This window comes from Streptomyces sp. NPDC055962 (assembly GCF_042270185.1).
In the GTDB taxonomy this organism is placed as follows: Bacteria; Actinomycetota; Actinomycetes; order Streptomycetales; family Streptomycetaceae; genus Streptomyces.
Map to the genome: position 1 here is coordinate 162,155 of NZ_JBHJYN010000009.1, position 24,300 is coordinate 186,454.

At 71.0% G+C, this 24,300-nt stretch carries 22 protein-coding genes and 1 tRNA gene; 15 read left to right on the forward strand and 8 right to left on the reverse strand.

All coding sequences use genetic code 11. The annotated features are described in order from the left end of the window. Positions 1 to 96 precede the first annotated feature (96 nt). Positions 97 to 414, reverse strand: coding sequence for a hypothetical protein (locus ACFC51_RS24815; RefSeq protein ID WP_376368388.1), 318 nt, complete (start codon positions 412 to 414; stop codon positions 97 to 99). Between the two features lie 239 nt (positions 415 to 653). On the opposite strand from ACFC51_RS24815, the gene ACFC51_RS24820 reads away from it, so the two are divergent. Continuing rightward, positions 654 to 1,535, forward strand: coding sequence for a bifunctional DNA primase/polymerase (locus ACFC51_RS24820; protein ID WP_376530836.1), 882 nt, complete (start codon positions 654 to 656; stop codon positions 1,533 to 1,535). An 89-nt stretch (positions 1,536 to 1,624) separates the two neighbouring features. Here the strand turns inward: ACFC51_RS24820 and ACFC51_RS24825 are convergent, their stop codons facing one another. The 3 genes from ACFC51_RS24825 to ACFC51_RS24835 form a co-directional block, all read right to left on the reverse strand. Then, positions 1,625 to 2,089 carry a GNAT family N-acetyltransferase gene (locus tag ACFC51_RS24825; RefSeq protein WP_376530839.1) on the reverse strand — a complete coding sequence of 155 codons (465 nt, stop codon included), beginning with the start codon at positions 2,087 to 2,089 and terminating at the stop codon, positions 1,625 to 1,627. A gap of 178 nt (positions 2,090 to 2,267) precedes the next feature. Next, positions 2,268 to 2,352, reverse strand: a tRNA-Ser gene (locus ACFC51_RS24830). Between the two features lie 60 nt (positions 2,353 to 2,412). Continuing rightward, complete coding sequence (locus ACFC51_RS24835) at positions 2,413 to 3,903, reverse strand: S1C family serine protease (protein WP_376368355.1); 1,491 nt, start codon at positions 3,901 to 3,903, stop codon at positions 2,413 to 2,415. Positions 3,904 to 4,100: 197 nt separating this feature from the next. On the opposite strand from ACFC51_RS24835, the gene ACFC51_RS24840 reads away from it, so the two are divergent. From ACFC51_RS24840 to ACFC51_RS24850, 3 genes are all read left to right on the forward strand, one after another. Next, positions 4,101 to 4,937, forward strand: coding sequence for a glycerophosphodiester phosphodiesterase (locus ACFC51_RS24840; RefSeq protein ID WP_376368353.1), 837 nt, complete (start codon positions 4,101 to 4,103; stop codon positions 4,935 to 4,937). Positions 4,938 to 5,077: 140 nt separating this feature from the next. Next, positions 5,078 to 5,683, forward strand: coding sequence for an ATP-binding protein (locus ACFC51_RS24845; protein ID WP_376368351.1), 606 nt, complete (start codon positions 5,078 to 5,080; stop codon positions 5,681 to 5,683). A 125-nt stretch (positions 5,684 to 5,808) separates the two neighbouring features. Further along, positions 5,809 to 6,774 carry a DUF5926 family protein gene (locus tag ACFC51_RS24850; RefSeq protein ID WP_376368349.1) on the forward strand — a complete coding sequence of 322 codons (966 nt, stop codon included), beginning with the start codon at positions 5,809 to 5,811 and terminating at the stop codon, positions 6,772 to 6,774. 640 nt (positions 6,775 to 7,414) lie between these two features. On the opposite strand, the gene ACFC51_RS24855 is transcribed toward ACFC51_RS24850, so the two are convergent. Beyond that, positions 7,415 to 8,098, reverse strand: a complete 684-nt coding sequence (locus tag ACFC51_RS24855; RefSeq protein WP_376368347.1) for a bifunctional DNA primase/polymerase — start codon at positions 8,096 to 8,098, stop codon at positions 7,415 to 7,417. 600 nt (positions 8,099 to 8,698) lie between these two features. Between ACFC51_RS24855 and ACFC51_RS24860 the strand changes: the two genes are divergently transcribed. Together ACFC51_RS24860 and ACFC51_RS24865 are read left to right on the forward strand one after the other, a co-directional pair. After that, complete coding sequence (locus ACFC51_RS24860; protein WP_376530922.1) at positions 8,699 to 10,114, forward strand: PP2C family protein-serine/threonine phosphatase; 1,416 nt, start codon at positions 8,699 to 8,701, stop codon at positions 10,112 to 10,114. A 107-nt stretch (positions 10,115 to 10,221) separates the two neighbouring features. Further along, complete coding sequence (locus ACFC51_RS24865) at positions 10,222 to 11,685, forward strand: aminopeptidase P family protein (protein ID WP_376368343.1); 1,464 nt, start codon at positions 10,222 to 10,224, stop codon at positions 11,683 to 11,685. Between the two features lie 48 nt (positions 11,686 to 11,733). Here ACFC51_RS24865 and ACFC51_RS24870 read toward each other — a convergent pair whose 3' ends face one another. Next, the gene (locus tag ACFC51_RS24870; protein ID WP_376530840.1) at positions 11,734 to 12,312 is read right to left on the reverse strand and encodes an ATP-binding protein; all 579 of its coding nucleotides are present in this window, start codon (positions 12,310 to 12,312) and stop codon (positions 11,734 to 11,736) included. A gap of 260 nt (positions 12,313 to 12,572) precedes the next feature. On the opposite strand from ACFC51_RS24870, the gene ACFC51_RS24875 reads away from it, so the two are divergent. The 9 genes from ACFC51_RS24875 (at position 12,573) to ACFC51_RS24915 (ending at position 22,510) form a co-directional block, all read left to right on the forward strand. Further along, a complete protein-coding gene (locus ACFC51_RS24875; RefSeq protein WP_376368339.1) occupies positions 12,573 to 13,382 on the forward strand; it encodes a hypothetical protein in 810 nt (269 codons plus the stop codon). A gap of 105 nt (positions 13,383 to 13,487) precedes the next feature. Beyond that, positions 13,488 to 14,219: a YcnI family protein gene (locus tag ACFC51_RS24880; protein WP_376368337.1), complete on the forward strand. Its 732-nt coding sequence runs from the start codon at positions 13,488 to 13,490 to the stop codon at positions 14,217 to 14,219. Positions 14,220 to 14,266: 47 nt separating this feature from the next. Beyond that, positions 14,267 to 14,923 carry an SCO family protein gene (locus tag ACFC51_RS24885; RefSeq protein WP_376368335.1) on the forward strand — a complete coding sequence of 219 codons (657 nt, stop codon included), beginning with the start codon at positions 14,267 to 14,269 and terminating at the stop codon, positions 14,921 to 14,923. Continuing rightward, positions 14,920 to 15,366: a copper chaperone PCu(A)C gene (locus ACFC51_RS24890; protein WP_376530842.1), complete on the forward strand. Its 447-nt coding sequence runs from the start codon at positions 14,920 to 14,922 to the stop codon at positions 15,364 to 15,366. Before ACFC51_RS24885 ends, ACFC51_RS24890 begins: the two co-directional genes overlap by 4 nt. Before the next feature lie 13 nt (positions 15,367 to 15,379). Further along, entirely contained in the window at positions 15,380 to 17,350 is a 1,971-nt protein-coding gene (locus ACFC51_RS24895) for a copper resistance CopC/CopD family protein (protein WP_376530844.1), read from the forward strand. Positions 17,351 to 17,382: 32 nt separating this feature from the next. Beyond that, positions 17,383 to 18,672 carry an iron uptake transporter deferrochelatase/peroxidase subunit gene (efeB, locus tag ACFC51_RS24900; protein ID WP_376530925.1) on the forward strand — a complete coding sequence of 430 codons (1,290 nt, stop codon included), beginning with the start codon at positions 17,383 to 17,385 and terminating at the stop codon, positions 18,670 to 18,672. Between the two features lie 39 nt (positions 18,673 to 18,711). Further along, positions 18,712 to 19,647: a prephenate dehydratase gene (gene pheA, locus ACFC51_RS24905; RefSeq protein WP_376368328.1), complete on the forward strand. Its 936-nt coding sequence runs from the start codon at positions 18,712 to 18,714 to the stop codon at positions 19,645 to 19,647. A gap of 773 nt (positions 19,648 to 20,420) precedes the next feature. Beyond that, on the forward strand, positions 20,421 to 21,698 hold the full coding sequence (serS, locus tag ACFC51_RS24910) for a serine--tRNA ligase (RefSeq protein WP_376368327.1): 1,278 nt from the start codon (positions 20,421 to 20,423) through the stop codon (positions 21,696 to 21,698). Then, positions 21,695 to 22,510, forward strand: coding sequence for an HAD family hydrolase (locus ACFC51_RS24915; protein WP_376368326.1), 816 nt, complete (start codon positions 21,695 to 21,697; stop codon positions 22,508 to 22,510). The genes serS and ACFC51_RS24915 overlap by 4 nt, the downstream gene beginning before the upstream one ends. An 89-nt stretch (positions 22,511 to 22,599) precedes the next feature. Here the strand turns inward: ACFC51_RS24915 and ACFC51_RS24920 are convergent, their stop codons facing one another. Together ACFC51_RS24920 and ACFC51_RS24925 are read right to left on the reverse strand one after the other, a co-directional pair. Further along, positions 22,600 to 23,292, reverse strand: a complete 693-nt coding sequence (locus ACFC51_RS24920; protein ID WP_376530846.1) for a hypothetical protein — start codon at positions 23,290 to 23,292, stop codon at positions 22,600 to 22,602. Positions 23,293 to 23,576: 284 nt separating this feature from the next. Then, positions 23,577 to 24,296 carry an ABC transporter permease gene (locus ACFC51_RS24925; protein ID WP_376368322.1) on the reverse strand — a complete coding sequence of 240 codons (720 nt, stop codon included), beginning with the start codon at positions 24,294 to 24,296 and terminating at the stop codon, positions 23,577 to 23,579. Between the last annotated feature and the right edge of the window lie 4 nt (positions 24,297 to 24,300).

Consider the following 24,300-nt stretch of genomic DNA (forward strand, 5'->3'; position numbering starts at 1 on the left):
CCGCCCTCAGGGTCCTCACCCCCGGAACAGGACCCCGCCCCCCTGCGGCGCGGGCGGCCCGTACGGCGGCGGCGACACCGCACGGGCCGCCAGGGCTCAGTTCACCCAGAGCGGCGGGAAGATCACATAGAAGTTGTACGTGGACTGGTCGATGTAGGTGAAGGGCGATCCACTCACCTGGACCGTGTTGCTGTGGTTGGAGGCACCGGCGCCCACGGCCTGCTGCTGCGAGGTGGACGAGTTGCCCGAGTTGTCACCGCCGACACCGCCCGACCCGATGGTGGCCACGCCCGCGTTCGATCCGTCGCTCGCGAACGCTCCGTTGTCGGCCGCGGCTACCCCTCCGAACAGGGCGACGGCAAGAGGCAGGGCGGCGACGGCGGCGAGGGCGCGAGCAGTGCGGATACGTGCCATGTCAATTTCCTCCAAAAAACCGAAAAGGCGGCTGTTCGAAGCGGCCGGCCGACCACCCCGACGCTGTTCACGACGTCGCGGAGCAGAACTGCCCACCGCGCCCCCGGCGAACCGCCCCCGGTCCGCGATTCCCCCGCAGGTATGAGGCACGCCCGGTAAACCTGCCGCACTCGCACACATGTTCACTCGGGGCGCGCTCCCCTCTTCCTTTCTTCGAACACATGTACGACCATGGTTCCATGGCCACCACCGACCGGCAGACCGCCACCCTGGCCCTGGCCCACGCGCTCTCCGCCGCCGAGCGTGGGCTCCCCGTCTTCCCGCTGTCCGCCACCAAGCTCCCGGCCCTGCGCTCACCCCACCGTGACGACGACCCGCCCGTGCACTGCCGGGGCGCGTGCGGGCTGCCCGGCCACGGCGTCCACGACGCCACCACCGACCCGGCCGCCGTCCGCGCGCTCTTCGCCGCCGCCCCCAGGGCCACCGGCTACGGCATCGCCTGCGGGCGTCCGCCGCACCGCCTCATAGGCATCGACCTCGACGTCGACACCGCCCACGGCAACGACTCCGTCGCCGCCCTCCAGCACCTGGCCCTCCAGCACCTGTTCACCATCCCGCCCACCGTCACGGTCCTCACGCCCAGCGGCGGCCGTCACCTCTGGCTGACGGGCCCGCCCGGCGTCTCCGTGCCCAACTCCGCCGGCCGCCTCGCACCCGGCATCGACGTACGCGGAGCGGGCGGATACCTGGTCGGCCCCGGCTCGGTCACCACCCACGGCCGGTACCGGCTCGCCCCCGGCACCGCCCACCTCGCACCGGCCCCCTGCCCCCGCGCGCTCCTGCGCCTGCTCACGCCTCCGCCGCGCCCCCACCACTCCACCGGCCGGGTCTCGCCCGCGCGGCAGGGCCAGGGGCTGGTGCACTTCGTCCGCGCGGCACACGAGGGCCAGCGCAACACCCGCCTGTTCTGGGCGGCCTGCCGCGCCTACGAGCACGGCTTCGGCGACGAGCTCGCGGACGCCCTCACCGACGCGGCGATCGGCACGGGCCTCACCGAACAGGAGGCCCGAGCCGCGATCGCCTCGGCCGCCCGCCTGACCACCCCGCGGCACAACTCCTGACGCTGCCAACCCACCTGCAGCGCAGGCGAAGCCGAGCGGCGGTCCGTGGTCGAAGGCGGACGGGATGGGAGCCGGGGTGAGTGGTGTCCTCAGGCGGGGTGGCCGTCGAGTACCAGGAGGATGTGCTCATGCTCGCCGTACCGGACCGTCTCGGTACGCCGGAAGCCGTGCTTCTCCAGCAGCCGCACGGAGCCGGTGTTCCCGACGAAGGGATCGGCGTGCAGGGGACGGGCCCTCTCCTGCTCCAAGAACAAGGCCAGCGCCCGCGTACCGATCCCCCGCCCCCAGTACTGCTTGCCGAGCCAGTACCCGATGAACCGCCGCCCCTCGTCCCACCACGCCACCACGTTGCCCGCCACTTCTCCGTCGACGGTGACGGCCTGCACGAAGTTGGTGGGATCCCCAAGAACCTTCGTCGTCCAGTGAGTCATGAAGGCTTCCCGCTCCCGGGGCGGAAACTTCGACCGTCGCACGGCCTCAGGGTCGTGCTCCTGCGCGAAGAACTCCTCCAGATCGACCGGTTCGACGTCTCTCAAGCGCACCTGATCACTCATGCGGACGGAGTCTGCCACCCGCCACTGACAACCCCGGGGCCGATGGGCGCCCGCCTGCCGCGCAGCAGCCGTGCTCGTGCCCGAGGAAGCAGGGGAGCACCGGGAATCGGCGGTGACTGGCGGACGGTGAGCAGCACCACGGCCCCCGACCGATGTCCTGGTCAGGGGCCGTTCACTGCGGTGGGTGTGGGATTTGAACCCACGGTGACTCGCGCCACGACGGTTTTCAAGACCGTTCCCTTAGGCCGCTCGGGCAACCCACCCCGCTTCGTCGCCGGGCCCGGTGGCCCGGGCCGGCGCGATGCGTGGAACAGCCTAGCCGGTCAGCTGTCGCCCTTGCGCTCGCCCAGGGTGAGTTCGGCCGTCGCCGTCCTGCCGTCGCGCTTGTAGGTGAGCGTGACCTTGTCGCCCGGCTTGTGGGTCCAGATCTCGCCGATCAGCGTCGGGCCGCTCTCGACCGTCGTGTCGTTGAACTTGGTGATCACGTCGCCGGCCTTCAGCCCTGCCTGGGCCGCGGGGCCGTTCGGTGTGACGGCGGGGGTGCCGCCGGCGCCCTCGTCCGAGATGACGGCTCCGCCGGTCTTCTCCTCCATCGTCACCGTCGCGCCGATCACCGGGTAGACCGGCTGCCCCGTCTTGATCAGCTGCTCGGCGACGTTCTTCGCCTGGTTGACGGGGATGGCGAAGCCGAGGCCGATCGAGCCTGCCTGGGACTGGCCGACGCCGCCACCGCTGGTGGACTGGATGGCGGAGTTGATGCCGATGACCGCCCCGCCCGCGTCCAGGAGAGGGCCGCCCGAGTTGCCCGGGTTGATCGAGGCGTCGGTCTGCAGGGCGCTCATGTACGAGTTCTTGTTGCTGGACCCGTCACCGGAGGCCACCGGGCGGTCCTTCGCGCTGATGATGCCCGTGGTGACCGTGTTGGAGAGGCCGAAGGGCGCACCGATCGCGATGGTGGAATCGCCCACCGCGACCTTGTCCGAGTCGCCCAGAGCCAGCGGGGTCAGTCCGTCCGGGGCGTTCTTCAGCTTCAGCACGGCCACGTCGTAGCCCTGGGCCCGGCCGACCACCTCGGCGTCGTACTTCTTGCCGTTCGAGAACGTCGCGGTCAGCTGGCCGCTGTCCGCCGCGGAGGCCACCACGTGGTTGTTCGTGAGGATGTGGCCCTCCTTGTCGTACACGAAGCCGGTGCCCGTGCCGCCCTCTCCGTCGCCGGACTGCGCGTCGATCGTGACCACGCTGGGCAGCGCGCTCGCCGCGACGCCGGCGACGGTGCCCGCCGCGCGCTTGAAGTCCTTGGGGCTGTTGGAGGCGGCGACCGTGGTCGACCCGGAGGAGCCGGAGTCGTTGCTGTCCGCGGCCCAGTAGCCGAGGGCACCACCGACACCGCCGGCGACCAGGGCGGCCACCGCCACGGCGGCGACCAGACCGCTCGCCCGGCGCTTGCGCGGGTGCTCGGGCTCCGAGTGCGCCGGGGCGCCCCAGGCCGGAGGGGCACCTCCGTCGGCGTACGAGGGAACGGTGGGCGGGGGCGGCGGCCAGGCGGCCGGGTCGGCCGGAGGCTGCTGCGGGGACGGCGGCGCGTACGGATACTGCCCGTGCCCGGCGGACGGGTCGGCGGACTGCCCGGCGCCTTCCTGGTACGTCGCCGCCGGAACCTGGGCCGTCGGCGCGTCGGCGGGTACGGCGGGCGGGGCCTGCGGCGCGGGCGGGCCCTCCTGCGGGGTGCCCTCAGGAGCGGCAGCCGGCACGGGAGGTGCGGACGGTACGGACGGAACCGCGGTGCCCTCGTTGCCCTCGTTCTCGGTGCTCACAGCTCTTTACTCCTCGGTTCCACTCGGCATTCGGCAAGAGATCCGCTGTGCACGTGTCTGCAGTCAGCTTTTCCCACAGCACGTCAGGCCACTGTAAGCAGGACCTGTGCATCCGCACACCAATCTTTACATCAGGCAAAAAGGTCCTACACGACAAGGTGTCAGCACCCGACGCGTCTCGGTGACACGATGGCGCGGTGACCCACGCACGCCTACCCTCCGAACAGCCTCCCATCCAGGTCATCGCCCACCGCGGAGCCTCGGACGACGCACCCGAGCACACCCTGGCCGCGTACCGGAAGGCCATCGAGGACGGCGCCGACGCCCTGGAGTGCGATGTCCGTCTCACCGCCGACGGACAGCTCGTCTGTGTGCACGACCGCCGGGTGAACCGCACGTCGAACGGCAGGGGCGCCGTCTCAGCCCTGGAACTGGCCGACCTCGCCGCCCTCGACTTCGGCTCCTGGAAGGACCACACGGACCACGAGGAGTCCCCCGACTGGGACCCGGTGCCGGGTGAGCTCACGTCCGTACTGACCCTGGAACGCCTCCTCGAGCTCGCCCACGACGTCCGGGCGGGCGGCCGGCCGCTCCAGCTGGCCATCGAGACCAAGCACCCCACGCGCTGGGCCGGACAGGTCGAGGAGCGGCTGCTCCATCTGCTCAAGCGGTTCGGTCTGCACGCCCCGCCGGCGGACGGACCGTCGCCGGTGCGCGTCATGAGCTTCTCCGCACGGTCCCTCTACCGCGTCCGCGCCGCGGCGCCCACCCTGCCCACCGTCTTCCTGATGCAGTTCGTCTCACCGAGGCTGCGCGACGGGCGGCTTCCCGCCGGCGCACGCATCGCGGGTCCGGGGATGCGGATCGTACGCAATCACCCCGGGTACATCGAGCGGCTGCACCAGGCGGGGCACCGGGTGCACGTGTGGACCGTGAACGAGCCGGAGGACGTGGAGCTCTGCGTGCGCCTCGGAGTGGAAGCAATCATCACGAACCGGCCGAAACAGGTTCTTTCACAACTTGGCCGTTCTTAACATCAGTTACACGGTGTGCACCGGCGCATTCACTCCGCATTCGATCGTTACGAGTGCATCACTGACAGGGCTTTGGCCGGTTTCCGGCGCAGTCCAGGAGGGCATCCACACCCTGGCGTGGGGCAAAGGAGGTCTCGGGGGTGGCGTTTGTGGTGGCACAAGAAGTGCCGACGTCGTCGAGCATGGCTGTACCCCATGGCCCTGCGGGCGTGGGGCAGGCGAGGCACCGTATGCGCGAGCAACTGCGCAGCAACGGGGTCTCGGACACCGTGGTCGACGACGCAGTTCTGATCCTTTCCGAACTCCTCAGCAACGCCTGCCGGCACGGCAGGCCGCTGGGACAGCAGACAGAGGTGGGTGACGGCGACATCCGCGCCGCATGGCGCGTGGACGGGGAAGGCGATCTGACCGTCGAGGTCACGGACGGCGGCGGGCCGACCAGGCCGGTCCCGGCCACACCGTCGGTCACCGCGCGCGGCGGGCGCGGACTCAACATCATCAGCGCCCTCGCCCGGACGTGGGGCGTACGGGACGACACGGCCGGTGAGGTCACCGTCTGGGCCCTGGTCTCCACGGACCACAAGCGCGGCGGTTTCGCGACGGCGGCTCCGGGCCGCGGGATGCCGGCACACCGCGAGCGGTCCGGGCTGAGCGGACTGGACGGGCTGGACGGATTGAGCGGTTTCGGCTCCCTCGACGGACTGGAGCTCGCCGCCGCGCTCGACGCCTTCGACGACGCAGGCTGAGAGCGGTACGGCGCGCGGCGCCGCGGAAGGGCGGCGAGGGCGCCGTGACAGGTGTGCACCGCCGACGACGGGGACGGCTAGGCTCGCGCCGAGACCGCACTGTCGCAATCGGGAGAACGCCCACCATGGCCAAGAAGCGCCCTCAGTCCAAGGCCGGGAAGCCGCAGCTCAAGGACGGTGAAATCCCGGTCGTAGGGGCCCGCGAGCCCTGCCCGTGCGGTTCGGGCCGCCGCTACAAGGCGTGTCACGGACGCGCCGCCGCCCACGCCGTGACCGAGCTGGTCCAGCGCCCCTTCGAGGGAATCCCGGGCGAGTGCGACTGGATCGCCCTGCGCGAGCTGGTGCCCGCCGCCACCGTCGAGCTGACCCTGAAGGGCGGGCTCCCCGAGGGTGTGCCCTCCGTGTCGCTCGCGACCGTGCTGCCGATGGCCTGGCCGGCGCTGCGCCGTGACGACGGCTCGGTCCTGCTCGCCCTCCAGAACGACACGTCGTCCGGCGACCTCAGCCGGGATCTCGCGGACACCCTCCAGCGTGCACTGGAGGCGGAGCCCGGTTCGCCGGTGACCGCCCGCCGGGTACCCGCGGACGGCCCGCGCCTGCAGGACGTCCTCGACCCGGCCGCCGCCTTCGAGCCGGTCGTGCACTCCGGCTTCGAGTTCTGGGTGCCGGACGCCTCGAGCGCCACGGCGGAGGTGTCCGCCTCCCTGGAGCGCGCCAACGCGGCGGCCATCCCCACCACCCGGCTCTCGGGCGTGGACGCCGCCTACTGGTGCGAGACGCCGGAGAAGAACCACCTCCGCTGGGTCATGCCGCACCCCGAGGAGCAGCTCCTCGACGCCCTCGCACGGCTGCACGCCGCGGGCGCCTCCTCCCTGGGCGAGGGGACGCGCCTGGTGGGCTCGTTCCGTGCCCACGGGCTGATGGTCCCGGTCTGGGACCTGCCGAGCGCGATGGGGGCCGAGGAGTGCGAGAAGCCGGCCGCGCAGTTCGCGGAGCGGCTCGCCGAGGCCTTGGCCTCCGACGCTCCGCTCACGGCCGAGGAGCGCAGGGCGCGCGGCGGGCTCACCAACCGCCAAGTGACGCTCAGCTGACAGTGACGACAGCCGGGGTGTGGCGGTGACGCCCGTCACAACTCGCCGTACCGGTCGGTAAATAGCTGTCCGAATAGACGAGATCGAATTTGCTCACGGCAGATCTCTTGTTACGGTTCTGGAAGTCCGGTCGCTGGTGCATCCCCCGTCGCCAGCGGCCGGACGTTCTCGTTTCCGGGGCCGGAAGGCCGGGGCGCACGCCGGAGCACGCAGCTCCTCGGCGACCTGCGGTGACCGCCAGGCCCCTGACCGCCCTCCGGCTGCCCGGCGTCCGTCCCGCCGAGGACCCCGCTCCATCAGCTCCCGCACACGGGGTCGGCGCCTGTTCCGCGCGGGAGAGGCGCGCGCCGCGGTCCCCGGCCTGCCGGGCGTTGGCTTTCGGACAGAAGTCCACGACGCCTGCCGGTCCCCCGGGATACAGCACGGCACCCGGGAGACATCCACACCGGCGGGACCACGCGCACCACCGCTCCAGCGATCCGCGGGACGGGCCGTCAGAAGACCTGCGGGCACCGGCTTCCACCGCCGCGTAGCGCGCCGGTGGCACACGGCCGGCCCGCCCGCACGGAAACCGGGCGACCCCACCCCCTGAACGAGTGAGCCGCCCGCTGTTCCCGCGTCACCGCACCGCCGGATCCGCTCAGTACGCGAGCCGGCTGCCACCGTCCGGAGCCCCGTTGCTCGCCTCGACGAGCGCGTCCAGGACCGATTCCACATCCGGGAGCCACGGCACGGAGCGCGCGGCCTCCGGTGCGCGCTCCCACCGCACATGTCCCGCCCCCACCTCGGACGGAGGCAGGACGAGGTAGCCGCCCTCCCCGTGGAAGCGCAGGGAGCTGGGCACCCGGTCCTTGGCGTGCAGCAGTTCGCCGAGCCGTTCCAGGGAGTAGGGGGCGACCATCAGCGACCACCTGGTGGGGGTCGCCACCACGGGGCCGAGCCGCAGCCCCATGCTGTCGAGCGCGGTCAGCGCCCGGGCTCCCGCCACGGCCGGCAGGCTCAGCGCGCAGGGCGCCTGACCGCCTGTGGCGAGGAGGACGGGTGCGGTGGGCCGGTTGGTCCACCACCAGCGCACCATGCGTGCGTCGGTGGTCGCCGCGAGGAGACCGGGATCGAAGGGGTGTGCGCCGGGTACGGCGCACTCGGGGTCGGGACAGGCGCAGCCGCGGCCGCGTTCGCCGCGTACGGCTCCCGCCGCCAGCCCTGCTCCGGGGAGCACGGGCCACTTCCGGGCGGTGGCACAGATCAGCGCCGCGTCGAGCTGGGCGGAGCTTTCCTTGCGCCGGGGCCGGTGCCTGCGTCGCCTTCCGAGGATCTCGCGCATGAGCGCTCGTTCCTTTCCGTTGAACGCCGAGGTCCACATCACACCACGTGCTCGTTACACCACGTGTGCGTCTCTTCGCTGTGCGTGCTTGCTCATCGGGTCTGCGGTACGGACGAGTAGTCGGTGCCGAGCGTGAGCCGAGCCGAGCAGAGTGGAACCGAACAGAATGGAGCTGAGCCGAGTCGAACCGGGTTGAGCCGAGCCGAGTCCAGTCGATACATCGCGCGGTCGGCGTGCGCACCGCGCGTGCCGTCCCTTGTGCAACCCCGCCACTCGGGCGGTGGGCGGGCGGCCGTCACCAGTGAGGACGCCCGGGCTCGCTGTCGGGTTCCGGGGCGATCACAACTGCCCCTGGCCATCCACGATTACGTACCCAGCATGCCCGGAATGACGCTCCCTCCGGCATTTCACCCCGAGGGTGCCCCCTGTCGAGCGCACCCAGTCGATCGCAAAATGCGGTCCGGGGGTGCATTTTTCGGCCAAGTTAACCGCCTCACGGCGCCATAAATACCGTAGGGACAATGCTGGACATCACCTTACTTCTGCGTGTACATGTGGGTGCGTGTACATGTGGCTTCGCCGAGAGCGGTGCGGCACGACATGGGGGTTTGCGATGCTATTCGGCACAACGCACCGGTCGGAAAGCCGCCTGCCATGAGCGCCCCCCACCTTCCGAAAGTGGCTGGAATCGATCCCATGGTTCCTGTTTCAACGCACACTGCCGCACCCACGGAAGGTGTTCTCTCCGCGCCGGGGGCCTTCCTCCAGGACCGGCTGGCCGGCTGGGTCTCCGATCTCACCACCCTGCACGAACTGACGGAGCGGTTGGCCGGCACGAGCACCCTGGACCACGCGCTCCAGGAAGTGCTGAGCGCCGGAGCCGCCCTCGTGGGAGCCGGGCGAGGGCTTCTCGTCCTCGAACCCGCCGACGGCGGTGGGCCCTCCCGCACGATCGGGCTCGGACTCGCCCACGCGGAGCTGGGACACATCGAGACGGTGCCGCGCAGCGCGACCGCCCACGGCCGCTTCCTCGACGGTCTGCCGGACACGGACACCCCCCTGGCGAGCCCCGACATCCTCGGCGACACCGGCCTCGACCCGCGCTGCCGCGAAGTCGCCGCACGGCTCGGATACGCCGCCAGCTACACACAGCCCCTCTCGACCGGACCCGCCGGCCGGCTCGGCGCGGCGGTCTGGCTGTACGACGATCCGGCCGAGCCGCTGGAACGCCAGTGCCATCTCGTCGGGGTGTACGCCCGCTACGCCGCCGCACACCTGGCCCGCCTGCTCGAACTGGAACGCGCCCGGGCGGATGCCGCCGTCATCGCCGAGGAGCTCCTCCCCAGCAGACTGCCCCGGATCCCCGGCGTACGTCTGGCCGCCCGCCACCGTGCCGCCCACGGGGGCGGCGGCGACTGGTACGACGCGCTGCCCCTCCCCGACGACGCGCTCGGTCTGGCGGTCGGCTCGGTCGGCGGCTCGGGGCCGACCGCCCTCGCCGCCATGGGCCGCCTCCGCGCCGGCCTGCGCGCCTACGCCGTGATGGAGGGCGAGGACCCCGTCGCCGTACTCTCCGACCTCGAACTGCTGCTGCGCCTGACCGAACCGGCCCGCGTGGCGACCGCCCTCTACGCCTACTGCGAGCCCGACCGGCGCACGATCGTGCTGGCGGGCGCCGGGCACGCGCCTCCCCTGGTGACCGGCGACCGGCGCACCGAGTTCGTGGAGACCACGCTCTCCGCGCCGCTGGGCATGCTCTCCTGCTGGGAGGCGCCGAGCGTGGAGTTCACACCCCACCCCGGCGAGACAGTGCTGTTCTACACCGACGCACTGCTGCGCAGCACCGGCGACACCATGGACCGGGCGCTCACGCGGCTGCACGCGGCGGCGGCCGGTGTGCCGAAGGTCCTGCGCCAGGACCCGGGGGCCGTCGCGGACCACGTCCTGCGTTGCTTCCTGCCCGACGGAAGCGGGGGCACCGAGGACGTCGTCCTGCTGGCCGCGCGCTTCGACTGAGGGCCGCCGGCGGCGTCCTGCCACGGCCAGAGGTCTTCCGGCACTGGGGCCCTCTTCCGCACGCCCGTACGATGGAGCGGTCCAGTGTCGTACAAGGAGGACATAACGTGTCTGAGGAGCTCGCCCCGGAGACCCCGGAAACAGCAGAGACAGAGCCGATCAAGCAGCGGAAGAACGGCCTGTACCCGGGCATTTCCGATGAGCTCGCCGAGAACATGAAGTCCGGCTGGGCCGACACCGAGCTGCACGGCCTGGAGCCGATCGCCCAGGCCTCGTACACCGCCGCCCGCCGCGCCGCGCTGTCCGCGCGCTTCCCCGGCGAGCGGCTCGTCGTTCCCGCGGGCAACCTGAAGACCCGCTCCAACGACACCGAGTACGCCTTCCGCGCCTCCACCGAGTACGCCTATCTCACCGGCGACCTGACCCAGGACGGCGTCCTGGTGCTGGAGCCGGCCGACGGCGGGCACGACGCGACGGTCTACCTGCTGCCCCGCTCCGACCGCGAGAACGGCGAGTTCTGGCTCGACGGCCAGGGCGAGCTCTGGGTCGGCCGCCGCAACTCCCTCACCGAGGCCGAGCAGCTGCTCGGCATCCCGGCGAAGGACGTCCGCGAGCTTCCCGCGGCGCTGGCCGAGGCCACCGGCCCGGTCCGCAACGTGCGCGGACACGACGCGGGCATCGAGGCCGCCCTCACCGACAAGGTCACCGCCGAGCGCGACGAGGAGCTGCGCGTCTTCCTCTCCGAGGCCCGGCTGGTCAAGGACGCCTTCGAGGTCGCCGAGCTGCAGAAGGCCTGCGACGCCACGGCGCGCGGCTTCGAGGACGTCGTGAAGGTCCTCGACAGGGCCGAGGCCACCAGCGAGCGCTACATCGAGGGCACGTTCTTCCTGCGTGCCCGCGTCGACGGCAACGACATCGGCTACGGCTCGATCTGCGCGGCCGGCCCGCACGCCACCACGCTGCACTGGGTCCGCAACGACGGCGCGGTCCGCTCCGGCGAGCTCCTGCTGCTCGACGCGGGGGTGGAGACCACCGAGCTCTACACCGCCGACGTGACGCGGACGCTGCCCATCAACGGCACCTTCTCGCCGCTCCAGCGCAAGATCTACGAAGCGGTCTACGAGGCCCAGGAGGCCGGCATCGCGGCCGTCAAGCCCGGCGCCGCCTTCCGGGACTTCCACGACGCCGCGCAGCGGGTCCTCACCGAGAAGCTGGTCGAGTGGGGCCTGCTCGGCGACCTGACCGTGGAGAAGGTCCTGGAGCTGGGCCTCCAGCGCCGCTGGACGCTGCACGGCACCGGGCACATGCTCGGCATGGACGTCCACGACTGCGCCGCGGCGCGCACCGAGTCGTACGTGAACGGCGTCCTGGAGCCGGGGGTCTGCCTCACGGTCGAGCCCGGACTCTACTTCCAGGCCGACGACCTGACCGTGCCCGAGGAGTACCGGGGCATCGGCGTCCGGATCGAGGACGACATCCTCGTGACCGAGGACGGCAACCGGAACCTGTCGGCCGCGCTGCCGCGCCGGGCCGACGACGTCGAGGCGTGGATGGCCCGGCTCAAGGGCTGACACGGCCGGCGCGGAGATCCGCGCACCGCACGCCGGAGGGCGCGCCGCTCAGGACACCATGAGCAGCGCGCCCTCCCGCCACTTCAGGATCTTGTCGAAGCTCACCACCGCGCCGCTCCCCGGGCGGTTGCCGAAGTGGACGTGATCGGCGAGCTCCTCGATCAGGCAGAGTCCGCGGCCGCTCTCCGACGTGGCCGGAGGGTGCTGCGCGGTGCGCGCGTGCGAAGGGTCGCCCGACGGCCGGCCGACGGGCGACTGCGGATCCGACGGACACCCGGCGGATGGCTGTGCGACGGTGCGAAGCGTGCGCCGGGAGGGGAAACCCGGCCCCGAGTCGGCGACTTCGATACGGCATTTCTCACCGTCCAGATAGGCGGTGACCCGGTACTGCCCGCAGGCGGGTGCGGACTGCTCGTCATCTGCGGGGACAGGACCCGCGCCTCCGGCGCCACGGCGTTCGCCGCCGTGTTCGACGGCGTTCGCGCAGGCCTCGCTGAGCGCGACGGAGAGGTCGTAGGAGATGTCCGGGTCCACCCCCGCGGTCTCCATGGTGCCGAGCAGAAAACGACGGGCGAGCGGAACGCTCGCAGCTTCGCGCCGCAAATGGAGTGACCACCACATGCTCATGCTCCAGCCTCCTGGCTGCGGCTCGACATACCGTTACGTATTGCCGCGATAAGCGCCTCGTAAGCACGGATCCGCTGTGACAGCGCTCATTCGGCGGATCCCGACACTCCGTTCGCCGGTGTATGCGCGGCCCGGGCGAGCGCCCGGGAGCACTCATGAACAGATGCAACACCCCCTGATCACTCCCCGATGGGGACGGATGCCGACCTTCCGGACCTGGCGTACGGAGACCGGGGGGCCAGTGGGATGATGACCCCGCCATGTCTATGCCTGTCGCACGCGCCGGAGCCGGAATGCGGCTCTTGAGGACCGCGGTGTTCACCGCGGTCTGTGTCGTGCTCGCCGCTGCCGGACATGGCCTCGCCGTGGGTGCGGGTGTGTCCGGGTGGACCCTTCCGGCGGGTTTCGCGGGGGTCTTCGCCGTCACGGCGGCGCTCGCCGGGCGGGAGCGGACCCTTCTCTCCATCACCGCCGCCCTCACCGCAGGACAGCTGGCCTTGCACGTCCTCTTCGGGCTCGGCCGGCACACGGCGGGCGCCGCGACCGGGTCCGGGAGCGACTCCCTGACCCGTTTCGCCGCAAGCCTGGTGTGCGGCGAAGGACCGGGGCGGCTGACCGCCGCTGACGCCCATCGCATCGTGACCAGCGCGGGTCTGGACCCCGCGACCGTGGCCCAGGGACACACGCACCTGGCATCCGGAGCGGACGCCGCCGACCCGTCGGTCCTTGCCACGGTCCTGTCCGGACTGCCCAGCCTCCCCATGTTCCTGGGACACCTGCTCGCCGCACTGGCCACCGGCTGGCTGCTGCGCCGCGGGGAGATCGCGCTCTTCCGGCTGGCCAGGCTGTCGGCCCAGGGCGGCCGGCAGCTCGCGGCCGGGGCCAGGCTGCGCGCGCTGCGGGCCGCCATGGCACTCGTACGCGCCCTGCGTGCGGGACTCCCGGGGCGGCCCACCACCGGGCCGCGCGTCCTGCCCGCCGCAGGCCCCGTCGCACGCGGCGCCGGGGACCCTCTGCTGCACATGGTGATCAGGCGCGGGCCCCCGCCCGTATACGTCGTCGCAGCCTGACGCGACCGCTCCGCCCGGTCTCCGGTGACGAGGTGGTCGTGATGCCGTCGCGCCCGCGCGCGCCGGACCCACCTTTTCGTCGTGACCTGTGGAGTGATCCCTGCCATGAACGTTTCCCGTTTCGCCCTCGCCGGCGGCGTCGCCGCGTCCACCGTCCTCCTGCTCGCCGGTACGGCCTCGGCGCACGTCAGCGTGCAGCCGCAGGGCGAGGCCGCCAAGGGCGGCTACGCCACCGTCAACTTCAAGGTCCCCAACGAGCGTGACGACGCCTCCACCGTGAAGCTCGAGGTGAACTTCCCGACGGACCACCCGCTGGCGTCCGTCAGCCCGCAGCCGGTCGCCGGCTGGAAGGTCGAGGTCACCAAGAGCAAGCTCGCCGAACCGCTCGACGTGCACGGCAAGAAGATCAACGAGGCCGTCTCCAAGGTCACCTGGACCGCGGACGGCAAGGGGATCGAGCCCGGCTTCTTCCAGCAGTTCCCGCTCTCGGTCGGACAGCTTCCCGAGGACACCGACCAGCTCGTCTTCAAGGCGCTCCAGACGTACAGCAACAAGGAAGTCGTCCGCTGGATCGAGGAGCCCACCGAGGGCGGCGAGGAGCCCGAGAGCCCGGCTCCCGTCCTCGCCCTGACGGCCCCGTCCGGTGACGCCCACGGAGCGGCCGAGGACGACAAGAGCGGCCACACGGAGAAGGCGGAGGAGACGACCGCGTCCTCGGACGACGCGTCCTCGTCGAACAGTGACAGCACCGCCCGTGTCCTGGGCATCGTCGGCATCGTCGTCGGCATCGCGGGAGTCGGGTTCGGCGTGCTCGCCGGCCGGCGCCGCAGCGTCTGATCCCCCGGCTCCACCACCCGTATCCACAGATCAGGAATCAGCTCTCCATGCACAGCAAGAAGACGGTGCTGGCCGCGGCGTTCGCCGCCGTGGCCGCACTGACCCTGTCGGCATGCGGCAGCGGCGGGGACACGGCGGACGATTCCGTCGCCGAGGTCTCCTCCGGCACCGGGTCCAAGCCCGCCACCGTGCTCGACCAGCCCTTCACCAAGCCGGACCTCGTCCTCACCGACACGCACGGCAAGAAGTACGACCTGCGCGAGAAGACCAAGGGCAAGCCGACGCTCATCTACTTCGGCTACACCAACTGCCCCGACGTGTGTCCGCTGACCATGAGCAACATCGCCGTGGCCAAGCGGGCCCTGCCCAAGGCCGACCAGGAGAAGCTCCAGGTCGTCTTCGTCACGACGGACCCCGAACGGGACACCCCGTCGTCCCTGGGCAGCTGGCTCAACGCCCAGGATCCCGACTTCACCGGCCTGACCGGCGACTTCCCGACCATCCAGGCGGGAGCACGGCAGATCGGCATCGGCATCGACGCCCCGAAGAAGGAGAAGGACGGCACGATCGTCTCGATGCACGGCGCCCAGGTCATCGCGTTCTCCCCGAAGACCGACAAGGGGTACGTGCTCTACAGCGAGGACACCACGGCCGAGGACTACACCGAGGATCTCCCCGAGCTCGTCAAGGGGGAGACCCCGTGAACCGCCGTACGGTCCTCGCCGGCGCCCTGGCCCTCACCACCGGGCTGACGCTGGCGGCGTGTTCCTCGGACAGCGTGCCCCGGCTGGAGGTGACGGGAGCCTTCATGCCCCAGCCCGTCAGCGACATGGCGGCCGGCTTCCTCCTCGTGAAGAACAGCGGTGACGCCACCGACCGGCTCACCTCGGTGACCAGCTCGCTCTCCGACCACGTCTCCATCCACGAGACGAAGGACCGGACGATGCGCATGGTCACGTCGTTCGAGGTGCCCGCCGGTGGCGAGCTCGACCTCGAACGCGGCGGCAACCACATCATGTTCACGGGTCTCAAGCAGCAGCCCAAGCGGGGGGAGACGGTCTCCGTGGAACTGCACTTCGAGAAGGCCGACCCCATCACGGTCGACATCCCCGTGAAGGAGACCACCTACAACCCGAAGAAGCAGTGAGGTACTGACACCCATGACAGCCACCGCCCCGCGCTTCGGGCCCTCCCTGATACGACGGCCGCACGCCGCGGTCGCGCACCTCGCCGCGCTGATCAGCCTGCTGTTCGGCCTGGTGCTGGCCTGCGCGAGCCCCGCGTCCGCGCACGCCGCTCTCACCGGGAGCGACCCGCAGGACGGGGCGGTGGTGGCCACCGCGCCCCGGGAGGTCACGCTCACCTTCTCCGAGCAGATCGCCGTGAGCGACGACTCGATCCGGGTCCTGGACCCGGCCGGGAAGCGGGCCGACGAGGGGGCTCCGCGTGATCTGACGACGGGCGGCGCCGTGCGGTACGGCGTCCAGCTCCACAGCGGTCTCCCCGACGGCACCTACACCGTTGCCTGGCAGGCGGTCTCCGCGGACAGCCACCCGGTCTCGGGTGCCTTCACCTTCTCCGTCGGCGCCCCCTCGGACACCACCGTCGCGCTGCCGTCGAACAGCGCGGGCGGCGGCCTCGTGGGCGCGCTCTACGGCATCGCACGCTACGTCGCGTACGCCGGATTCATCCTGCTCGCGGGCGGTTCGGCGTTCGTGCTCGCCTGTTGGCAGCGCGGGGCCGGTGCCCGCCCGTTGCAGCGCCTCGTCGTACGCGGCTGGGTCACGCTCACCGCGGCGACGCTCGCCATGCTGCTCCTGCGCAGCCCGTACACCGGCTCCGGCAAGCTCGCGGACGCCTTCGACCTCGCCGGTCTGCAGGCCGTCCTCGACACCAAGCCGGGGGCCGCGCTGGTCTCCCGGCTGCTGCTCCTGGGTGCCTCCGCCCTCTTCATCGCCGTCCTCTTCGGGGCGTACGCCAAGCGTGAGGACGAGAAGGAGAAGAAGGACCTCACCTTCGGGCTCGCGACCGGCGGAACGGTCATCGCCGCGGGGATCGCCGGCACCTGGGCCCTGGCCGAGCACGCCTCGACGGGCATCCAGCCGGGCATCGCCATGCCCGTGGACGTGCTCCACCTGCTCGCCGTCGCGGCCTGGCTGGGCGGGCTCGCCGCGCTGCTGGTCGCCCTGTACCGGACGCCGGACATCACGAGCGCCGCGGTACGGCGGTTCTCGCGCATGGCGTTCGGCAGCGTGCTCGTCCTCACCGCAACCGGGCTCTACCAGTCCTGGCGCCAGGTGGGCTCGTGGTCCGCACTGACCGGTACCCGGTACGGACAGTTGCTGCTCCTCAAGGTGGGGCTGGTCGCCGTACTCGTCGGAGTCGCGTGGATCTCGCGACGGTGGACGGGGCGGCTGGCCGAGGACGCCGGATCCGGTACCACCGCTGATCCGGCGGCGCTCTCGGCGACGAATGAAACGGCCGAGACCGAGGAAGAGACGGATGTGGCCGGCTCGGCCGCTTCGGACGTCGCACCCGAGGAGACGGTGGACCCGGAACGCGCCGCCCAGCTCTCCCGGCAGCGCGCCGCTCTGACGGCGACGAAGGAGAGGCGCGCCCGTGACGCCGATCCGGACCGCTCCGGACTGCGCCGGTCCGTGCTGGTGGAGACGGGCATCGCCGCGGTCCTGCTCATCGTGACGACGATCCTGACGTCCACCGAACCCGGTCGCACCGAGGAGGAGGCGGCCCGCGGCAGCACCACCTCGGCTCCCGCACCGGTGACCGGCGGGCAGGTGAACCTGACCCTGCCCTTCGACACCGGCGGCCGGAACGGCAAGGGGACGGTGCGCCTGGACATCTCACCCGGCCGAACCGGCGCCAACAGCGTGCACCTCTGGATCGACGGGGCCGACGAACGCCCCATGGACGTCCCCGAGGTGAAGCTCGCCCTCACCCTGGAGTCCAAGGACATCGGACCGCTGCCGGTCGTCCCGGACCACCTCACCGAGGGGCACTGGACGGCGAGCGGCGTGCAGATCCCGATGGCCGGCGAGTGGACGGTCGCCGTGACCGTGCGGACGTCGGACATCGACCAGACGACCATCGACAAGAACGTGAAGATCGGCTGAGCTCGGTGAGCAAGAAGAAGGACACCCCCCAGGTGAACGGCACCACTCCCGTCCGCGGCGACGGACCGGCGTCCGGTGGCGCAGGCCTCGTCTCCCGGCGGCGGCTGATCGGCGGCGCGGGGGCAGCGGGTGCGGCAGGACTCGTCCTGGGCGCGGCAGGCGGCGCCGGCGGATACGCCGCGAGCCGCGGGGAGACGCCGTCTGCGCTGACCACGGTCGGGGCGACCGAGGCGATGTTTCACGGGAAACATCAAGCGGGGATCACCACTCCGCTTCAGGCCCGGGGCCACCTGGTCGCCTTCGATCTGACGCCGGGGTCGGGGCGCACGGAAGCCGCCGCACTGATGCGCCGCTGGTCGGCCGTCGCGGACCGGCTGATGGCCGGTGAGCCGGCGGAGGGCGGCCGGGGGCACGACACCGGGATCGCCCTGGACGCCGGGCCGTCCTCCCTGACCGTCACCTTCGGATTCGGGCGGACCTTCTTCGAGCGCACCGGACTGACCGGCCACCGGCCACCCGCCCTGGACCCGTTGCCCGCCTTCTCCTCCGACCACCTCGATGCCTCACGGTCCGACGGTGATCTCTGGGTGCAGATCGGTGCCGACGACGCGCTCGTCGCGTTCCACGCGTTGCGCGCCCTCCAGAAGGAGGCCGGTTCGACAGCCCGGGTCCGGTGGCAGATGAACGGCTTCAACCGGACCCCGGGCGCCACCGACCGGCCGAGGACCGCGCGCAACCTGATGGGCCAGGTCGACGGCACCAACAATCCGAAACCGGGCGAGAGCGACTTCCAGGAGCGGATCTTCGTCCCGCCCGGGGACTCGGCGGCCTACGCCTGGATGGAGGGCGGCTCCTACGCCGTCGTCCGGCGGATCAGGATGCTCCTGGACGACTGGGAAGAACTCACGGTCGAGCACCAGGAGCAGGTCATCGGCCGGCGCAAGGCGGACGGCGCTCCGCTGAGCGGCGGCTCGGAGGACACCGCGATGGACCTGGACAAGGCGGGGCCGGACGGCAAGCCGCTGATCCCCGCCAACGCACACGCCAGGATCTCCTCCCCCGAGAAGAACGGAGGCGCCGCGATGCTGCGCCGCCCGTTCTCGTACCACGACGGCATCGCCGACGACGGCACCCCGGACGCGGGACTGCTCTTCATCTGCTGGCAGGCCGATCCCTTCAGGGGCTTCATCCCGGTCCAGCGCAAGCTCGACCGCGGGGACGCCCTCTCGCCGTTCATCCGGCACGAGGCGAGCGGCCTCTTCGCCGTGCCCGGAGGCGCCGCGTCCGGGGAGTACGTGGGGCAGCGGCTACTGGAGGCGTGAGGCGCACGGCCCCACCCGGCGGCCCATTAGGGTGACCGTATGTCAGCCACGCGCTACGCCTATCTCGGTCCCGAAGGCACCTTCACCGAGGTGGCCCTCCGCACCCTCCCCGAAGCCGCCACCCGTGAACTCGTCCCGATGGTCTCGGTGCCGGCCGCTCTGGACGCGGTGCGCAAGGGAGAGGCCGCAGCGGCACTCGTCCCGATCGAGAACTCCGTGGAGGGCGGGATCTCCGCGACGCTCGACGAGCTGACCACCGGCGCTCCCCTGATGATCTACCGCGAGGTGCTGCTCTCCATCACCTTCGCGCTGCTGGTGCGCCCCGGGACGAAGCTGTCGGACATCAAGACCGTCACCGCCCACCCCGCCGCGCAGCCCCAGGTACGCAACTGGATGGCGGACCATCTGCCCAGCGCGGTGTGGGAGTCGGCCGCCTCGAACGCGGACGGTGCACGTCTGGTCCAGGAGGGTCGCTACGACGCGGCCTTCGCCGGCGAATTCGCCGCGGCGACCTACGGCCTGGAGCCCCTGGTGACGGAGATCCACGACGCGGAGAACGCCCAGACGCGCTTCGTGCTGGTGGGACGCCCTGCCCGGCCGTCAGCCCCCACGGGAGCCGACAAGACCTCCGTGGTCATCTGGCTCGGCGACGACCACCCCGGCGCACTCCTCGAACTGCTCCAGGAGTTCGCCGTGCGCGGGGTCAACCTGATGCTCATCCAGTCCCGGCCGACGGGGGAGGGCATCGGGAACTACTGCTTCGCCGTCGACGCGGAGGGTCACATCGCGGACCGCCGGGTCGGCGAGGCACTGATGGGGCTCAAGCGGATCTGCCCGAATGTGCGGTTCCTGGGCTCCTACCCGCGGGCAGGGGTGACGCCCGACGAGACGAGCCCCCTGCGGATCGGGACGTCGGACACGGACTTCACGGAGGCGTCCGACTGGCTGGCCCGGAGCCAGGACGGCCGGGTCTGACGAGTGCGGGAAGCGGACCGGTTTCCGTTCCGGCCGGTTTTTTCTGCCGCGCGGGCGGTCCTGCCCGGTGAGTGCCCTGCCGGTCCCGCCGATCGACAACGCGCCCCGTCCCGTCGATCGACGACCTGCCCCGTCCCGTCGATCGACAGCGCGCCGGGTCCTGTCGGCTGACCAGACGCCCGGTCCTACTGTCGGATCTCCGGCCTACGGGACATGGTCCTGGTCTCCGGGCCGATGGGGGTGGCCAAAGTTATCCACAGGGTGCGCTCTCCACCTGGGGACAAGTCGACACCGCGAACCGACATGGTCGACAAATAGCCCCAGGAGCCCCGGATCACCCACAGGGCCACACCTCGCCCCGTGTCCCCCCATTCCATTGATCACGTCATGAAGTCGAGGAATACCCACCCGAATGAGTGCACGGATGAGGTTTGAGTGGCGAATCCCTGCCCCGTGATGCCGCTTTCGGAACGATCCCTTCCGGCATCCACAGATCTTCTTCACAGCCTGTGGATAACTAATTGGATCTACGGCCACCTGTGGACAACGCCCGCACAGGGCGACTGCCAACTCCCCGCGCACGCACGGTCGATGCACTGGACGACAGGAGCACTTGGCCCCCTTTCAGGGAGATGGCCCCCGTTTATCGACGGGTTCCCCCTCCACTCCGTGCGCGATTCCCACAGGATTATTGATTCCGGCAATTCGGGCAAAGCGCCACGCTCGTCGATATCGGTTCGAGCGGTGGATCCCCGCACCGGTAGCCTTGAGGGGTGATTGACCTTCGCCTGCTCCGTGAGGACCCCGACCGTGTTCGCGCCTCCCAGCGCGCCCGTGGAGAGGACGTCGCGCTCGTCGACGCCCTTCTCTCCGCCGACGAGCTGCGCAGGTCGTCCGGCGTCCGCTTCGACGAACTCCGCTCCGAGCAGAAGTCGCTCGGGAAGCTGATCCCCAAGGCCACCCCGGAGGAGCGCGCCGAGCTCCTCAAGAAGGCGGATCAGCTGAAGGCCGAGGTCAAGGCTGCCGATGTCGCGCAGGACGAGGCCGACGCCGAGGCCAAGCGCCTGCTCCTGCTCCTCGGCAACGTCGTCCACGAGGACGTGCCGGTCGGCGGTGAGGAGGACTTCGTCGTCCTGGAGACGCACGGCACGATCCGTGACTTCGGTGCGGAGGGGTTCGAGCCCAAGGACCACCTGGAGCTCGGTGAGTCGCTGGGCGCCATCGACATGGAGCGCGGCGCCAAGGTGTCCGGATCGCGCTTCTACTACCTGACCGGCATCGGCGCGCTGCTCGAACTGGCGCTGGTCAACGCGGCGATCGCGCAGGCCACCGAGGCCGGTTTCGTCCCCATGCTGACGCCCGCACTGGTCCGTCCGCGGGCCATGGAGGGCACGGGCTTCCTCGGCCAGGCCGCGGAGAACGTCTACCACCTGGAGAAGGACGACTACTACCTCGTCGGCACGTCCGAGGTGCCCCTCGCGGCGTACCACATGGACGAGATCATCGAGGCCGACAAGCTGCCCCTGCGGTACGCCGGGTTCTCCCCCTGCTTCCGCCGCGAGGCGGGCACGTACGGCAAGGACACCCGGGGCATCTTCCGCGTCCACCAGTTCGACAAGGTCGAGATGTTCTCGTACGTCGACCCGGCGGACGCCGAAGCCGAGCACCGCAGGCTCCTGGACTGGGAGAAGCAGTGGCTCACCGGCCTGGAGCTGCCGTTCCAGGTGATCGATGTCGCCACCGGGGACCTGGGCTCCTCGGCCTCGCGGAAGTTCGACTGCGAGGCGTGGATCCCGACCCAGGGCAAGTACCGCGAGCTGACGTCCGCGTCGAACTGTGACGGGTTCCAGGCGCGCCGGCTTTCGGTCCGGATGCGCGACGGGAAGAAGGTCCAGCCGCTGTCCACGCTGAACGGCACGCTCTGCGCCGTCCCGCGCACGATCGTGGCGATCCTGGAGAACCACCAGCTGGCCGACGGCTCGGTGCGCGTGCCGGAGGTCCTCCGTCCGTACCTGGGCGGACGCGAGCTTCTGGAGCCGGTCTCCAAGTGACGTTCCCCTACAAGCTCGTCGCGACCGATCTCGACGGCACCCTGCTGCGCGACGACCACACCGTCTCGGGTCCCACCCGGGAGGCGCTGGCCGCGGTCACCGCGGCCGGCGCGGCACACATCGTCGTCACGGGACGGGCGGTTCCGTGGACCCGGCACATCCTCGACGACCTGGGCTACCAGGGCCTCGCGGTCTGCGGCCAGGGTGCGCAGGTCTACCACGCGGGCGAGCACAAGCTGCTCACCTCCCTGACCCTGGACCGGCAGCTCGCGGGGCTGGCGCTGTCCAAGATCGAGGCGGAGGTCGGCCCGCTCGCCCTGGCGGCGAGCCGTGACGGGCTCGAGGGCGAGGTGCTGGTCGGACCGGGGTACGAGGTGCAGGACGGGCCGTTGCCGGCCGTCTTCATGAACGACCCCGCCGAGATGTGGACCGCTCCGCTGAACAAGGTCTACATACAGCATCCGGAGCTCGACGACGACGCCCTGGCCGAGGCTGCGCGACAGGCCGTCGGCAGCCTGGTGAACGTCGTCATGGCGGGCCCGGGTGTCGTGGAGATCCTCCCCCTGGGGCTGAGCAAGGCGACCGGTCTCTCCCTGGCGGCCCGCCGTCTGGGACTCAAGGCCACGGACACCCTGGCCTTCGGTGACATGCCGAACGACATCCCCATGTTCGGCTGGGCGGAGCACGGTGTCGCCATGGCCAACGCGCACGACGATCTGAAGGCCGTGGCCCACGAGATCACCGCGTCGAACGAGCACGACGGCATCGCGATCGTGCTGGAGGAACTGCTCCGGACGGCCACGCGCGCGTAGGACGGGGCCCCGGAAGGCGGGGCCGGTGTGCCGGAAGGCGCCGTCCGGGACCACGAGGTGTTCGTGGCCCGGGACGGCGCCTCGTGTCGTCAGTCGCCCTCGCGGCGGCCCAGCTCCCGCAGCCGGTGGGCGAGTTCGTCCATACGGGCGTCGAGCCGGACGACGTCCTGGGAGACATCCGTGAGCCGCAGACTGATGGCGCCCACGACCTGGTGGGTGACGTCGAGCTTCCGGTCCAGGGAGCCGAGCCGCTGCGACATCCGGCCGAGCACCGGGCCGAGCTCCTGGAGCGCGCTCCCCACTCCGGCGAGGCACCCCTCGATGCGGGTGACCCGCCGGTCGAGCGAGACGTAGGAGACCCTGAGGTCCTCCTCGGCGTCGAGCAGGTGGGTGCGGACACTGCGCGCGATGTCGCTGTCGCGAAGAAGCATGGCCATGTTGAGCACCGTCCGGCGGGTGTACAGGGTGAGCTGCGTCGCCGCCTGTGGATAACTTTCCGCCGCCTCACCACTCCATAGGGACACCATGTCCCTATGGAAGACGCGCAGCTCAGCGCCACGCAGCAGTTTGAGTCCGTTCCCCTCCACCTCGGCGCGGTGGCGTTGGGTCAGCTTCTTGACGACCTCTGTGGATACTTCGAAGTAGCGAGCCACCTCCTCTGTGCGAAGGTGAATTCCATCAGGGAGCATGACAAGGCTCTTCACCTTGTCGAGAACTTCGACGCGCCCCATCTGCTCGACCCGGAGGGCTTGGGACTCGAGCAGGGCGACTTCCGTGGGCATGGGCGTGCCTCTCGTGCGTGGGAACGGGTGAGGAGAGCCCTGTCCCCGGGCTACGAGGGCGGAGGTCGCTCACGATGGCCACTCACTCGATGACCGGCCGGGTGGGCGCTCGCCTCACCGCGGACGGCATTCCCCGAATTCACGAAAGCTCGACGCCACAGATTCCAGTTGCCTCCACGCACCCTGTACAACGAGCCGACAACCGTACAGTCACGCGCACCGACCGCCCGCACACGGAACAACCCCCGTCCATCGAACGGGGGTTGCACCGGTGCGGACGGTCGTCACTCCTCGCCGGCGAGCTTCAGCGCCCGCAGCTTCTGACCCGCGTACCACGTGGCCACGGCGGTGACACCGACCAGCAGGACCGTCGCGAGCGGCAGGCCGACGTCCGAGGTCACCAGGCCGTCCCCGGCCACCTTCTCGGCGACCGAGAGGGACCACTGCTGCACGCTGAGCGTCCTGGCCCCCGGGACGAGGCTGCCGAACAGCGCCTCCCACACGAGCGCGTACACGAGGCCGAAGACCACGGCGTGCCGGCTGACCGTGCCGAGCAGCAGGAACAGCGCGCTGTACGCGATCGAGGCGACCAGCGCCGCGATCGTGTAGGCGACGGCGATCTGTCCGCCGTTGCCGTTGAGGATCAGCCCCGCGACGAACGTCGGCAGCGCCGAGAAGAGCATCGTCACGGCGATGGCCACGATCAGCTTGGTGAAGATGATCGTGGGCCGCTTCACCGGCTTGGCCAGCAGGTAGACGATCGATCCGTCGTCGATCTCCGGTCCGATGGCACCCGTTCCCGCGATGACGCCGATCAGCGGGACCATCGTGGCGATGGCGAATCCGCCCAGCACTCCGGAGGCGACACCGTCATCGGCCCCCGCGAACGCCCGCACCGCCACGGAGATGGCCACCAGCAGCACCGGCAGGACGAACAGGATGGCGGCCCGGCGCCGGCCGAGCAGGGCCCGGTAGGTGAGCCGGGCGACTGTGGGGTCGTACATGACG